General features: G+C 63.9%; 10 protein-coding genes. 3 read left to right on the top strand and 7 right to left on the bottom strand.

The genetic code is table 11. The annotated features are described in order from the left end of the window. Nucleotides 1-19 precede the first annotated feature (19 nt). Nucleotides 20-592 carry a xanthine phosphoribosyltransferase gene (locus N5D48_RS23545; RefSeq protein WP_279888408.1) on the bottom strand — a complete coding sequence of 191 codons (573 nt, stop codon included), beginning with the start codon at nt 590-592 and terminating at the stop codon, nt 20-22. A gap of 64 nt (nt 593-656) precedes the next feature. Further along, on the bottom strand, nt 657-2666 hold the full coding sequence (gene rep / locus N5D48_RS23540; RefSeq protein WP_050707509.1) for a DNA helicase Rep: 2010 nt from the start codon (nt 2664-2666) through the stop codon (nt 657-659). Nucleotides 2667-2922: 256 nt separating this feature from the next. Between rep and N5D48_RS23535 the strand changes: the two genes are divergently transcribed. Further along, on the top strand, nt 2923-4590 hold the full coding sequence (locus N5D48_RS23535) for a bifunctional diguanylate cyclase/phosphodiesterase (RefSeq protein ID WP_279888407.1): 1668 nt from the start codon (nt 2923-2925) through the stop codon (nt 4588-4590). Nucleotides 4591-4742: 152 nt separating this feature from the next. Here N5D48_RS23535 and N5D48_RS23530 read toward each other — a convergent pair whose 3' ends face one another. From N5D48_RS23530 to N5D48_RS23510, 5 genes are all read right to left on the bottom strand, one after another. Next, nucleotides 4743-6236, bottom strand: coding sequence for an acetyl-CoA hydrolase/transferase family protein (locus N5D48_RS23530; RefSeq protein ID WP_279888405.1), 1494 nt, complete (start codon nt 6234-6236; stop codon nt 4743-4745). Nucleotides 6237-6423: 187 nt separating this feature from the next. Then, entirely contained in the window at nt 6424-7860 is a 1437-nt protein-coding gene (locus N5D48_RS23525) for an NAD(P)(+) transhydrogenase (Re/Si-specific) subunit beta (RefSeq protein ID WP_279888403.1), read from the bottom strand. 2 nt (nt 7861-7862) lie between these two features. Next, nucleotides 7863-8177 (bottom strand): NAD(P) transhydrogenase subunit alpha, encoded by a 315-nt coding sequence (locus N5D48_RS23520; RefSeq protein WP_008097413.1) that lies wholly within the window; start codon nt 8175-8177, stop codon nt 7863-7865. Nucleotides 8178-8188: 11 nt separating this feature from the next. Continuing rightward, nucleotides 8189-9310, bottom strand: coding sequence for a Re/Si-specific NAD(P)(+) transhydrogenase subunit alpha (locus N5D48_RS23515; RefSeq protein WP_279888400.1), 1122 nt, complete (start codon nt 9308-9310; stop codon nt 8189-8191). A 439-nt stretch (nt 9311-9749) separates the two neighbouring features. Further along, on the bottom strand, nt 9750-10649 hold the full coding sequence (locus N5D48_RS23510) for a LysR family transcriptional regulator (RefSeq protein WP_279888398.1): 900 nt from the start codon (nt 10647-10649) through the stop codon (nt 9750-9752). A gap of 163 nt (nt 10650-10812) precedes the next feature. On the opposite strand from N5D48_RS23510, the gene N5D48_RS23505 reads away from it, so the two are divergent. Together N5D48_RS23505 and N5D48_RS23500 are read left to right on the top strand one after the other, a co-directional pair. Continuing rightward, a complete protein-coding gene (locus N5D48_RS23505; RefSeq protein WP_011531567.1) occupies nt 10813-11994 on the top strand; it encodes an acyl-CoA dehydrogenase in 1182 nt (393 codons plus the stop codon). A 15-nt stretch (nt 11995-12009) separates the two neighbouring features. Further along, the gene (locus tag N5D48_RS23500; RefSeq protein WP_279888396.1) at nt 12010-13230 is read left to right on the top strand and encodes a CaiB/BaiF CoA-transferase family protein; all 1221 of its coding nucleotides are present in this window, start codon (nt 12010-12012) and stop codon (nt 13228-13230) included. Nucleotides 13231-13761: the final 531 nt, after the last annotated feature.

Genomic DNA, 13761 nt, shown 5'->3' with positions numbered 1-13761 from the left:
ACAGGGTACGAGCAAGGCTTTACTCGATGAAGGTCACCACGCCACCTGCCAGCGACTTGACCCGGGCCAGCGATTCGACGCGGTAGCCCTGGCTGTCCAGCTCGGCGCGGCCGCCCTGGAACGACTTCTCGATGACGATGCCCAGGCCCGCCACGGTAGCGCCGGCCTGCTTGATGATCGAGATCAGCGCCTGGGACGCCTTGCCGTTAGCCAGGAAGTCGTCGATCACCAGCACGCGGTCGCTGCTGTTGAGGTGGCGCGGCGAGATCGCCACGGTGTTCTCGGTCTGCTTGGTGAAGGAGTACACCGAGGCGGTCAGCAGGTTCTCGGTCAGGGTCAGCGACTGGTGCTTGCGCGCGAAGATCACCGGTACGCCCAGCTTCAGACCGGTCATCACCGCCGGGGCGATGCCGGAGGCCTCGATGGTGACGATCTTAGTCACGCCGGCATCGGCGAACAGGCGGGCGAACTCGTCACCGATCAGTTGCATCAGCGCCGGGTCGATCTGGTGGTTGAGAAACGCGTCGACTTTGAGAACCTGATCGGAAAGCACGATGCCTTCTTCGCGAATCTTCTGCTGCAGTGCTTCCACTGTTTATTCCTCGATGTAGCAAAGGTGGCCGCAAAGAGCGGCAATGTTAAAGAGTAATGGTTGATCAGCGTTTGAGCATTGCCCGGATATCGGCCAGGGCGTTGTTGCCGCGCGCGGCTTTCACTTCCACGGGCGCATCATCCAGGCCTTCCCAGGCCAGGTCGTCCGGCGGCAGTTCGTCGAGGAACCGGCTCGGCGTGCAGTCGATGATTTCGCCGTACTGCTTGCGCTTGGCGGCGAAGGTGAAGGCCAGGGTCTGGCGCGCGCGGGTGATGCCCACGTAGGCCAGGCGGCGTTCCTCTTCGATGGTGTCGGCCTCGATGCTCGAGCGGTGGGGGAGGATCTCCTCCTCCATGCCCATGATGAACACGTAGGGGAATTCCAGGCCCTTGGAGGCGTGCAGGGTCATCATCTGCACGCCTTCGGCGTTTTCTTCCTCTTCCTGCTGGCGCTCGAGCATGTCGCGCAGCACCAGCTTGCCGATGGCGTCCTCGATGGTCATGTCACCCTCTTCGTCCTTTTCGAGGGTGTTCTTCAGCGCTTCGACCAGGAACCAGACGTTGCTGATGCGGAACTCGGCAGCCTTGTCGCTGGCGGTCTGCTGGCGGATCCAGTTCTCGTAGTCGATGTCGCGGATCATTTCGTGCAGCGCGGCGATCGGGTCTTCCAGGGCGACCTTGTGGCGCACCCCGTCGAGCCAGTGCTTGAAGCGCTGCAGGCGCTCGGTGTAGCGGGCGTCCAGGTGCTCGCCCAGGCCCAGCTCCTCGCTGGCGGCGTACATCGAGATGCCGCGCTCGGTGGAATAGTTGCCGAGCTTCTCCAGGGTGGTCGAGCCGATCTCGCGGCGCGGCACGTTGATCACCCGCAGGTAGGCGTTGTCGTCGTCCGGGTTCACCAACAGGCGCAGGTAGGCCATCAGGTCCTTCACCTCCTGGCGGCCGAAGAAGCTGTTGCCACCGGACAGGCGGTACGGCACCTGGTGGTGCTGCAGCTTCAGTTCGATCAGCTTGGCCTGGTAGTTGCCCCGGTAGAGGATGGCGAAGTCGCTGTACGGACGGTTGGTGCGCAGGTGCAGGGTGAGGATTTCCATGGCCACGCGTTCGGCCTCGGCTTCCTCGTTCTTGCAGCGGATCACGCGGATCTCGTCGCCGACGCCCATCTCGCTCCACAACTCCTTCTCGAAGGCGTGGGGGTTGTTGGCGATCAGCACGTTGGCGCAGCGCAGGATGCGGCTGGTGGAGCGGTAGTTCTGCTCGAGCATGACGATCTTCAGGGAGGGGTAGTCCTCCTTGAGCAGCATCAGGTTTTCCGGGCGGGCGCCGCGCCAGGCGTAGATCGACTGGTCGTCGTCGCCGACCACGGTGAACTGGTTGCGCATGCCGATCAGCATCTTCACCAGCAGGTACTGGCTGGCGTTGGTGTCCTGGTATTCGTCCACCAGCAGGTAACGCACGCGGTTCTGCCAGCGTTCGAGCACATCGGGGTGCTCCTGGAACAGCTTGACCGGCTGCAGGATCAGGTCGTCGAAGTCCACCGCGTTGAACGCCTTGAGCGTGCGCTGGTAATGGGTGTAGACGATGGCCGCGGTCTGCTCGCGCGGGTTGCGCGCCTTCTCCAGGGCCTCGGGCGGCAGGATCAGGTCGTTCTTCCAGGCACCGATCATGTTCTTGATCTCGTCGATGCCGTCGTCGCCGGAGTATTCCTTCTGCATGATGTCCGACAGCAGCGCCTTGATGTCGGATTCGTCGAAGATCGAGAAGCCCGGCTTGTAGCCCAGGCGCTCGTGCTCCTTGCGAATGATGTTCAGGCCCAGGTTGTGGAAGGTGCACACCGTCAGGCCCCGGCCTTCCCCCGGACGCAGCAGGGTGCCGACCCGCTCCTTCATCTCGCGCGCGGCCTTGTTGGTGAAGGTCATCGCCACGATGTACTGGGCACGGATGCCGCAGTTCTGGATGAGGTGGGCAATCTTGCGCGTGATCACGCTGGTCTTGCCGGAGCCTGCACCGGCGAGCACCAAAAGAGGGCCGCCGACGTAGTCTCGGGCTTCCTGTTGCCGGGGATTGAGTCGGGACATGCTAGAAACCGGGGGTAACCAGAAAATAGCCGCGCATTCTAGCAGGCATGGACCGGTTAATGCGCGACCGTCTGACGTTGTGATGCAGGGCGCGAATCGGATTTGCCGGTTCTGCTACTTTCGCGCAGGATGCACGTCAGATTGCGTCGGGATGTCGGCCAGGGATGGGCAATGACTAAAAGTGAAAATCATTTCCAGTTAATCGGGTAGGATTGCCCGCGCTCGCCGTTCCACCGCCCATATCCAAGGAGCCCGCTTGTCCACGCCTGTCGAACCCCTGCGTTTGCTGCTGTTGGCCGATGAGTCGGAATGGGCTGCGCGTCTGCGCGAATGCCTGCAGCCGATGGGCGGTAGCGCCGTGCTGCTGACCGCGCCGAACTGGGCGGCGGTGGACAGCCTGTTCGCCAACGACCGCCAGGCCGTGGTGCTGGCCACGCCCGAGCTGCAGCCGGCGCCGGGGCGTTGCGAGCTGCCGACCATCCTGCTGCTGGAGCAGGAGCCGACGAGCCCGCCGGTTGGCGTCAGCGACTGGCTGGTGCTGGCGCAATTGACCCCCGATGCCTTGCGCCGCTGCCTGCGCCATGTGCGCGAGCGCGGCGTGCTGGTGGCGACCCTGCAGCGCCTGGCCGAACAGGACCCGTTGACCGGTATCGCCAACCGCCAGGGCTTCCAGGCACTGCTGACCGCACGCCTGGCCGAGAACGAAGGCCGTGGCCTGGCCCTGGGCCACCTTGATCTGGACAACTTCCGTCACGTCAACGACGCCCTTGGCCATCAGGGCGGCGATCGCCTGATCCTGCAGGTCGTGGCCCGGTTGAAGCATCAGCTGGAGGCCGGCGATCAGCTGGCGCGTCTGGGTAGCGACGAGTTCGCCCTGCTGATCGACACTCGCCGCGACCCCAACCGCGCCGAATGGATGGCCGAGCGCATCACCGAGGCGCTTACCGAACCCTACTGGATCGACGGCGAGAGCCTGCTGCTCGGGTGCAGCCTGGGGATCGCCCATGCCCGCGCCCAGGCCGGAGCCGACCCGCTGATGTGGCATGCGCACATTGCCATGCGTCAGGCCAAGGGCAATCAGGGCTGCACCTTCCATGTGTTCAATGAGCGCATCAACCGCAATGCCCGCAGCCTTGCCGACCTGGAAAGCGAACTGCGCCGTGCCCTGCGCCGTGACGAGCTGGAACTGCACTACCAGCCGCGGCTGAACCTCGCCGATGGCCGCATCGTCGGGCTGGAGGCGCTGGTGCGCTGGAACCACCCTGAACGCGGCCTGCTGGCACCGAGCGAGTTCGTGCCGCTGGCCGAGCAGAGTGGGCTGATCGTGCCGCTCGGCTACTGGGTGATCTCACGGGCGTTGAGCGATATGCAGGCGTTGCGCGAACGCGGGCTGGCGCCGCTGCACATGGCGGTGAACCTGAGCTTCCGCCAGTTCCAGGACAGCCAGTTGCTGGCCACCCTCAGCCGGCTGATCGTCGAGCACGGTGTCGATGCCCGCTGGCTGGAATTCGAGCTGACCGAAACCGCGGTGATGCGCCGCAACGAGCTGGTACGGCAGACCATGGATGCCCTGGGGCGCCTGGGCGTGCGCTTCTCGCTGGACGACTTCGGCACTGGCTTCTCGTCGTTCGTGCACCTGAACAGCCTGCCGATCACCCTGCTCAAGGTCGACCGCAGCTTCGTCGGCGGCATGGAGCAACGGGAAGAGAACGCCAAGCTGGTGCACGCCATGATCAACCTGGCGCACAACCTCAACCTGGAGGTGGTGGCCGAAGGCGTGGAGAGCGAGGAGCAACTGGCGCTGCTGCGGGCGTTCGGTTGCGACCAGGTGCAGGGGTTCCTGGTGAGCCGGCCGTTGCCGGTGGGGGCGTTGATCGAGTACCTGTCGCAGGTGCCGAGTCCGAGCCTGGCGCAGACCTTGTAGATTACGCATTGGGGCTGCTTTGCAGCCCTTTCGCGACGCAAGGCCGCTCCTACAGACGATCGCGACCCTTTGTAGGAGCGGCCTTGCCGAGGCGTCGGACCGGTCGGAAAGGGGCGCAGAGCGCCCCCGGCAATTTCAAACCGTGAAGATGATCAACCGGCCAGCATGCGCCCGGTCTCTTCCAGGTTCTCGTGCCAGCTCAACGCTTCGCGCAGGATGTGCGGCGTATGCCCGCCGCGCTGGCAGGCGCGCTCGAAGTAATCGTTCAGCGCCGCGCGGTAGTCCGGGTGCACACAGTTGTCGATGATCACCCGGGCGCGCTCGCGCGGTGCCAGACCACGCAGGTCAGCCAGGCCCACCTCGGTCACCAGGATGTCCACATCGTGCTCGGTGTGGTCGACGTGGCTGACCATCGGCACCACGCTGGAAATCGCGCCGCCCTTGGCGATCGACTTGGTGACGAAGATCGCCAGGTGGGCGTTGCGGGCGAAGTCGCCGGAGCCACCGATGCCGTTCATCATCTTCGTGCCGCAGACGTGGGTCGAGTTGACGTTGCCGTAGATGTCGAACTCCAGCGCGGTATTGATGCCGATGATCCCCAGGCGACGCACCACTTCAGGGTGGTTGGAGATTTCCTGCGGGCGCAGCACCAGCTTGTCCTTGTAGCGCTCCAGGTTGCCGAACACATCGGCGTTGCGGCGGCTCGACAGGGTGATCGAGCTGCCCGAGGCGAAGCTCAGCTTGCCGGCATCGATCAGGTCGAAGGTCGAGTCCTGCAGCACTTCGGAGTACATGGTCAGGTTTTCGAACGGCGACTCGATCAGGCCGCACATCACCGCGTTGGCGATGCTGCCGATGCCGGCCTGCAGCGGGCCGAGGTTGTTGCTCATGCGGCCGGCGTCCACTTCACCTTTGAGGAAGGCGATCAGGTGGTCGGCGATGCCCTGGGTCTCGTGGTCCGGTGGCAGCACGGTGGACGGCGAGTCCGGTTGGTCGCTGATGACGATGCCGACGATCTTGGCCGGATCGATCGGGATGGCGGTGCTGCCGATGCGATCGTCCACCTTCACCAGCGGGATCGGCGTGCGGGTCGGGCGGTAGGTCGGGATATAGATGTCGTGCAAGCCTTCGAGGTTGGCGTTGTGCGACAGGTTGATCTCGACGATGACCTGCTTGGCGAAGATCGCGAAGCTGGCCGAGTTGCCCACGGAGGTGGTCGGCACGATATGGCCTTGCTCGGTGATCGCCACCGCTTCGATGACGGCGATGTCCGGCAGGGTGAGCTGTTTGTTGCGCAGTTGCTCGACGGTCTCCGACAAGTGCTGGTCGATGAACATCACCTTGCCGTCGTTGATGGCCTTGCGCAGGGTGCTGTCGACCTGGAACGGCATGCGTCGGGCCAGTACGCCGGCTTCGGTCAGTTGCTTGTCCAGGTCGTTGCCCAGGCTGGCGCCGGTCATCAGGCTGATCTTCAGTGGCGACTGTTTGGCGCGTTCGGCCAGTGCGTGGGGCACGGCCTTGGCTTCGCCGGCGCGGGTGAAGCCGCTCATGCCGACGGTCATGCCGTCCTGGATCAGGCCAGCGGCGTCAGCCGCACTCATTACCTTGCTGTGCAGGGAGGACAAGCGGATACGATCACGGTACATGGATTGTTATCTCGGGCTACTGAGGCTACTGGAAGCGCAGTCTAGAGATTTCACCCGGAACCGTCCCGCGACCATGGTCGTAGGCGAAGGCCGGAAGTAGAGCCGTTGATCTGGATCAAGCAAATGAAAAGGCCCCTGGGAATATCTCCCCAGGGGCCTTATGCGCTTCTATATGGGTTAGGCCGGGTCAGTCCACCGCCTTGACCATGTCCTCGATGACTTTCTTGGCGTCACCGAACACCATCATGGTCTTGTCCAGGTAGAACAGTTCGTTGTCCAGGCCCGCGTAGCCGCTGGCCATGGAGCGCTTGTTGACGATGATGGTCTTGGCCTTGAAAGCCTCGAGGATCGGCATGCCGGCAATCGGCGACTTCGGATCGTTCTTCGCCGCCGGGTTGACCACGTCGTTGGCGCCCAGCACCAGCACCACGTCGGCCTGGCCGAACTCGGCGTTGATGTCTTCCATCTCGAACACCTGGTCGTACGGCACCTCGGCCTCGGCCAGCAGCACGTTCATGTGCCCCGGCATGCGCCCCGCCACCGGGTGGATCGCATACTTCACGGTCACACCGTTGTGGGTCAGCTTCTCGGTCAGCTCCTTGAGCGCGTGCTGGGCGCGGGCCACCGCCAGGCCGTAGCCCGGAACGATGATCACGCTGTCGGCGTTGCTCAGCAGGAAGGTGGCGTCGTCGGCCGAGCCGGACTTCACCGGGCGCTGTTCTTTCGAGCCTTGCGCGGCGCCGGCATCGGTGTCACCGCCGAAGCCGCCGAGGATGACGTTGAAGAACGAGCGGTTCATCGCCTTGCACATGATGTACGAGAGGATCGCACCGCTGGAGCCGACCAGGGAACCGGCGATGATCAGCATCGAGTTGTTCAGCGAGAAGCCGATGCCCGCCGCTGCCCAGCCCGAGTAGCTGTTGAGCATCGACACCACCACCGGCATGTCGGCGCCGCCGATCGGGATGATGATCAGCACGCCCATGACGAAGGCCAGGGCCAGCATCAAGGTGAAGGCGCTGTAGTGGCCGGTGAAGGTGAACAGCAGCCCCAGTGCGATGGTCGCCAGGCCCAGGATCAAGTTCAGCTTGTGCTGGCCGGCGAACTGTACCGGTGCGCCCTGGAACAGACGGAACTTGTACTTGCCCGACAGCTTGCCGAAGGCGATCACGGAACCCGAGAAGGTGATGGCACCGATGGCCGCGCCGAGGAACAGCTCCAGGCGATTGCCGGTGGGGATCGGGTCGCTGATGCTGGCGACGATGCCCAGCGATTGTGGCTCGAGCACGGCGGCGATGGCGATGAACACCGCGGCCAGGCCGATCATGCTGTGCATGAAGGCGACCAGCTCGGGCATCTTGGTCATCTCGACGCGCTTGGCCATGATCGAGCCAGCGCTGCCGCCGACCAGCAGGCCGACGATCACGTAGCCGATGCCCGCAGTGGCCAGCTCGGCCCCAAGCTTATAGATGAGGCCTACCGTGGTGAGGATGGCGATGCCCATGCCGATCATGCCGAACAGGTTGCCGCGGCGTGAAGTGGTCGGGTGCGAGAGGCCCTTGAGCGCCTGGATGAAGCAGACCGAGGCGACCAGGTACAGAAGCGTTACCAGATTCATGCTCATGCTTACTTCTGCGCCTCGTTCTTGGTTTTCTTCTTGAACATTTCCAGCATGCGGCGGGTGACCAGGAAGCCACCGAACACGTTGACCGCGGCCAGTGCCACGGCCAGGGTGCCCATGACCTTGCCGGCCGGGGTGACGGTCAGCGCGGCGGCCAGCATGGCGCCGACGATGACGATCGCGGAAATGGCGTTGGTGACCGCCATCAACGGGGTGTGCAGGGCCGGGGTGACGTTCCACACCACGTGATAGCCCACGTAGATGGCCAGCACGAAGATGATCAGGTTGTAGATGCCGTGGGAAATCAGCATGTCTTCCATTGTCGTGCTCCTTAGCCGTTCTTGCGCACGACCTGGCCATCGCGGCACATCAGGCACGCGGCGACGATGTCGTCTTCGAGGTTGATGACCAGGTTGCCGTCCTTGTCGAACAGCAGCTTCGTGAAGTCCAGCAGGTTGCGCGCGTACAGCGCCGAGGCATCGGCGCCGACCTGGGCCGGCAGGTTGGTCGGGCCGGCGATGGTCACGCCGTTGTGCGTCACCACCTGATCGGCCACGGTCAGCGGACAGTTGCCGCCCTGGGCCGCAGCCAGGTCGATGACCACAGATCCAGGTTTCATCTGCGCCACCGTTTCGGCGCTGAGCAGGGTCGGCGCCTTGCGTCCGGGGATCAGCGCAGTGGTGATGACGATATCGGCCTGTTTGGCGCGCTCGTGCACCGCCTGGGCCTGGCGCTGCATCCAGCTGGCCGGCATCGGCCGGGCATAGCCGCCGACGCCTTCAGCGCATTCGCGCTCTTCGTCGGTCTCGTAGGGTACGTCGATGAACTTGGCGCCGAGCGACTCGATCTGCTCCTTCACCGCAGGGCGCACGTCCGATGCTTCGATCACCGCGCCCAGGCGCTTGGCCGTGGCGATGGCCTGCAGGCCGGCCACGCCGGCGCCGAGGATCAGCACGCGGGCGGCCTTCACGGTGCCTGCGGCGGTCATCAGCATGGGCATGAAGCGTGGGTAGTGGTGGGCCGCCAGCAGCACGGCCTTGTAGCCGGCGATGTTGGCCTGGGACGACAGCACATCGAGGCTTTGGGCGCGCGAGGTGCGTGGCGCGGCCTCCAGGGCGAAGGCGGTGATGCCGCGTTCGGCCATCTTGGCGATCAGTTCATTGTCGAACGGGTTGAGCATGCCTGCCAGCAGGCTGCCGCTGTTGATCAGCGTCAGTTCCTGGTCATTGGGCGCGACCACCTTGAGCACCAGTTGCGCGCCGAAGGTATCGGCGGCCTCGCCCAGCGTGGCGCCAGCGGCTTCATAGGCACTGTCCGGAATGGCGGCCTTGAGCCCCGCCCCCCGTTGCACGGTGACCTGATGGCCCTGGCCAACCAGTTTCTTGATGGTTTCCGGGGTCGCGGCGACCCTTGTCTCACCCGTCTGCGTCTCGAGAGGAACACCAATGTGCACGACTTTGTCTCCTGCGGTGACCTTTTGTCTTTATGGAAACCAGCGCACTTCGGGTGGTGCGGCTGGGCGGTCGTAGAGCACGACCCCGCCGGATCCGGGGCGGGGGAGGCATTTTGCAGACGAACCCAGGGGCCTTCAACAGGTTCTGAAGCGAAACGAACTCAAAACTACAAGTCACCCTGTGACCGTATGTCGCAACGATTCCGGTCCAGCCCGTCAAGTACGCGCTCTTCGCAGCTTAGGGGAAAAAATGAAAAAAATTCGGCTGTTTTCGTTCGTGGCGTTGTGAATGTCGCAAAATAAGGCGCAAACCCGCGTAGCTACTAGGGTTGATAGGGTTTTTCCGCTAGCCGGAACAGATTACGAATTTGCGACAAAACCATATATCTGTAGGTGTTCAAAATAATTGACTACGGAGTCAGCTTATCTGTTTTCGGCTTCAGTCGATGGCGGTGTATTGCTGCGCCACCGCCACCAGCCAATCACGAAACGCCCGCAGCGACGCAGACTCCACCTTTCGCTCGGGAATCATCAGATGGTAGGCCTTGTCGCTGGACAGGGCATGCCTGTTAGCGACCAGCAACCGGCCCTCCTGCAGCTCGCGCTGGATCAGGAATGGCGGAATCAGCGCGACGCCCATGTCGTGCATGGCGGCCTGGGCCAGCATCGAGAACAGTTCGTAGCGCGGACCGGTCATGTCGCGCGCGACGCTCATGCCCAGGCTGTCGAACCACTGCCGCCAGGCGTAGGGGCGGGTGGTCTGTTGCAGTAGAGGCAGCTCGGCGATGTGCTGGGCGTCCAGGCAAGTTCGCCCATCCAGGAGGGCGGGGCTGCACACCGGCATGGGGTTTTCGCCCATCAGTCGGTGAGATTGGGTGCCGGACCAGTCGGCGTCGCCGAAGTAGATCGCGGCATCGAAGGGCGTGTCGGCAAACAGGAAGGGGCGGGTGCGGTTGGTCAGGTTGACCGTGACCTCCGGGTGACGTTGCTGGAAGTCCTTCAGGCGCGGCAGCAGCCATTGCGTGCCGAAGGTCGGCACCACCGCCAGCTCGATCACGTTGGCGCCTTGCTGGCGCATCACCGAAAGCGTGTCGCGCTCCACCGCATCCAGCTGCGTGGCCACCTGGCGGCTGTAGGAGAGCCCGGCTTCGGTCAGTTTCACGCCCCGGCGCGAGCGGCGGAACAGTTCGACATTGAGGAAGGCTTCCAGGCCGCCGATCTGCCGACAGACGGCGCCCTGGGTCAAGGCCAGTTCCTGGGCGGCCTTGGTGAAGCTCTCGTGACGCGCGGCCGCCTCGAAGCAGACCAGGGCGGTGGTGCTGGGAATCTTGCGGCGCATGTACGTCAACCTCACTTGTCGGGCGGTGAACAGGGTATTTCGATGATCACGAAGTGAGAAAATATCACTAAACCGTGCGCAATCCTCGTTTGTCCCGCGGGCCGATCAGGCCTAGGATCAACCCAGCACAACAATTCGTTCCCATCTTTCGAGGAATCCGCACATGGCTGGCAAGGCAAGCTTCAACTGGATCGATCCGCTGCTGCTGGACCAGCAGCTCACTGAAGAAGAGCGCATGGTCCGCGACAGCGCCTATCAGTTCGCCCAGGACAAGCTGGCACCCCGTGTGCTGGAGGCGTTCCGCCACGAGCAGACGGACCCGGCGATCTTCCGTGAGATGGGCGAAGTCGGCCTGCTCGGCGCAACCATCCCCGAGCAGTACGGCGGCAGCGGCCTGAACTACGTGTGCTACGGCCTGATCGCCCGTGAGGTGGAGCGCATCGACTCCGGCTACCGCTCGATGATGAGCGTGCAGTCGTCGTTGGTGATGGTGCCGATCAACGAGTTCGGTACCGAGGCGCAGAAGCAGAAGTACCTGCCGAAGCTGGCCAGTGGCGAGTGGATCGGTTGCTTCGGCCTGACCGAACCCAACCATGGCTCCGACCCGGGCTCGATGATCACCCGGGCGCGCAAGGTCGACGGCGGCTATCGCCTGACCGGCAGCAAGATGTGGATCACCAACAGCCCGATCGCCGACGTGTTCGTGGTCTGGGCCAAGGACGATGCTGGTGATATCCGCGGCTTCGTGCTGGAAAAAGGCTGGGCCGGCCTCAGTGCTCCGGCCATCCACGGCAAGGTCGGCCTGCGCGCCTCGATCACCGGCGAGATCGTCATGGACAACGTGTTCGTGCCAGAAGAGAACATCTTCCCGGACGTGCGTGGCCTGAAAGGCCCGTTCACCTGTCTGAACTCGGCCCGCTATGGCATCTCCTGGGGCGCTCTGGGCGCCGCCGAGGCCTGCTGGCACACGGCGCGCCAATACACGCTGGATCGCCAGCAGTTCGGCCGTCCTCTGGCTGCCAACCAGCTGATCCAGAAGAAACTGGCCGACATGCAGACCGAGATCACCCTGGCCCTGCAAGGCTGCTTGCGCCTGGGGCGGATGAAGGACGAGGGTACGGCGGCGGTCGAGATCACCTCGATCATGAAGCGCAACTCCTGCGGCAAGGCCCTGGACATCGCCCGCATGGCCCGCGACATGCTGGGCGGCAACGGCATCTCCGACGAGTTCGGCGTGGCCCGTCACCTGGTCAACCTCGAGGTGGTCAACACCTATGAAGGCACTCACGACGTGCATGCGCTGATTCTCGGGCGCGCGCAGACCGGCATCCAGGCGTTCTACTAATAGAGGAACCAGGTCATGGGCGCGCTTTCCCATCTGCGGGTGCTGGATCTTTCCCGGGTATTGGCTGGCCCCTGGTCCGGCCAGATCCTGGCCGACCTTGGCGCCGATGTGATCAAGGTCGAGCGCCCGGGGGCGGGTGACGACACCCGTTCCTGGGGGCCGCCTTTCCTGCGTGATGCCCAGGGCGAAAACACCAGCGAGGCGGCCTACTACCTGTCGGCCAACCGTAACAAGCGCTCGGTGACCATCGACTTCACCCAGCCGGAAGGCCAGCGCCTGGTACGTGAGCTGGCGGCGAAGTCGGATATCGTCATCGAGAACTTCAAGGTCGGCGGGCTGGCGGCCTATGGGCTGGACTATCAAAGCCTGAAGGCGGTCAATCCGAAGCTCATCTACTGCTCGATCACCGGCTTCGGCCAGACCGGGCCATATGCCAAGCGTGCCGGTTACGACTTCATGATCCAGGGGCTGGGAGGGCTGATGAGCCTGACCGGTCGCCCGGAAGGGGAGGAAGGGGCCGGGCCGATGAAGGTGGGGGTGGCGCTGACCGATATCCTCACGGGGCTGTATTCCACCGTGGCAATTCTCGCGGCCCTGGCACACCGTGATCAGGCCGGTATCGGCCAGCACATCGACATGGCGCTGCTGGATGTGCAGGTAGCCTGCCTGGCCAACCAGGCAATGAACTACCTCACCACGGGTGCTGCGCCTCGTCGACTGGGCAATGCGCACCCGAACATTGTGCCGTATCAGGATTTCCCGACGGCCGATGGCAACTTCATTCTTACCGTGGGCAATGACGGGCAGTTCCGCAAGTTCGCGGAAGTGGCCGGGCAGGCGCACTGGGCGGATGACCCGCGCTTCGCCACCAACAAACAGCGGGTGGCCAACCGTGCCGAGCTGATTCCGCTGATTCGTCAGGCCACGGTGTTCAAGACTACGGCCGAGTGGGTGAGTGAGTTGGAGAAGGCGGGCGTGCCGTGCGGGCCGATCAACGACCTGGCGCAGATGTTCCAGGATCCGCAGGTGTTGGCCCGAGGGTTGGCGGTGAATGTTCCCCACCCGTTGGCGGGTAGCGTGCCGCAGGTGGCCAGCCCGATCCGGTTGTCGGAGACGCCGGTGGAGTATCGGCAGGCGCCGCCGTTGCTGGGGGAGCATACCGAGGCGGTGCTGGGGGATGTGCTGGGGTTGGATGGGGAGGCGGTGCAGCGGCTTCGGGGGGCTGGGGTGTTGTGATGCGCTATATATAGATAGACGGGGAGGCCGGTAGGCCTTCCCGTTTTTGTTTCTGGGGCTGCTTATATAGGTGTCATGGCTGGTAGGGGCCTGCCTTGGGATTGGGTTGTGTGTGGGGTGTTCGCCGAGGGATCGTGGTGTGTCTCAGAGGTGTTCGCCGAGGATTCTCTGGCGCCTACAAGATCGAGCGCCGCCCGCGCGGCGCATCGCGACGCAAGGCCGCTCCTACATTTGTTGCAACGTGCCGAACCTGTCAGGCCATGGTTGCCCGCCTTGGTGCATGCCTTGAGACAGGTGAGACGCCAGTGGTGCCCACACTGAAACCGCGTCGTACCCACAAGGCGGACCAGGTGATGGCCCAGGAGCGATTGGCCCGAAACAAATGTAGGAGCGGCCTTGCGTCGCGATGCGCCGCGCGGGCGGCGCTCGATCTGACAGGCGCTGCAAGGGCTGTGGCGAGCCCCTGGCGGCCCTGACGCGGTCTTTTCGCTAATTGTTTGAAAATATTGAAATTAAAGGTTGACGCCCTTC

It is taken from the genome of Pseudomonas sp. GD03858 (genome assembly GCF_029840925.1).
Classification (GTDB): domain Bacteria; phylum Pseudomonadota; class Gammaproteobacteria; order Pseudomonadales; family Pseudomonadaceae; genus Aquipseudomonas.
This window is presented reverse-complemented; position numbering and strand designations above follow the sequence as displayed.

Excerpts from the sequence above, each read along its gene's own strand:
- N5D48_RS23530 (WP_279888405.1), bottom strand. The coding sequence starts at position 6,236 with ATGTACCGTGATCGTATCCGCTTGTCCTCCCTGCACAGCAAGGTAATG.
- rep (WP_050707509.1), bottom strand. The coding sequence starts at position 2,666 with ATGTCCCGACTCAATCCCCGGCAACAGGAAGCCCGAGACTACGTCGGC.
- N5D48_RS23500 (WP_279888396.1), top strand. The coding sequence starts at position 12,010 with ATGGGCGCGCTTTCCCATCTGCGGGTGCTGGATCTTTCCCGGGTATTG.
- N5D48_RS23505 (WP_011531567.1), top strand. The coding sequence starts at position 10,813 with ATGGCTGGCAAGGCAAGCTTCAACTGGATCGATCCGCTGCTGCTGGAC.
- N5D48_RS23510 (WP_279888398.1), bottom strand. The coding sequence starts at position 10,649 with ATGCGCCGCAAGATTCCCAGCACCACCGCCCTGGTCTGCTTCGAGGCG.
- N5D48_RS23520 (WP_008097413.1), bottom strand. The coding sequence starts at position 8,177 with ATGGAAGACATGCTGATTTCCCACGGCATCTACAACCTGATCATCTTC.
- N5D48_RS23525 (WP_279888403.1), bottom strand. The coding sequence starts at position 7,860 with ATGAGCATGAATCTGGTAACGCTTCTGTACCTGGTCGCCTCGGTCTGC.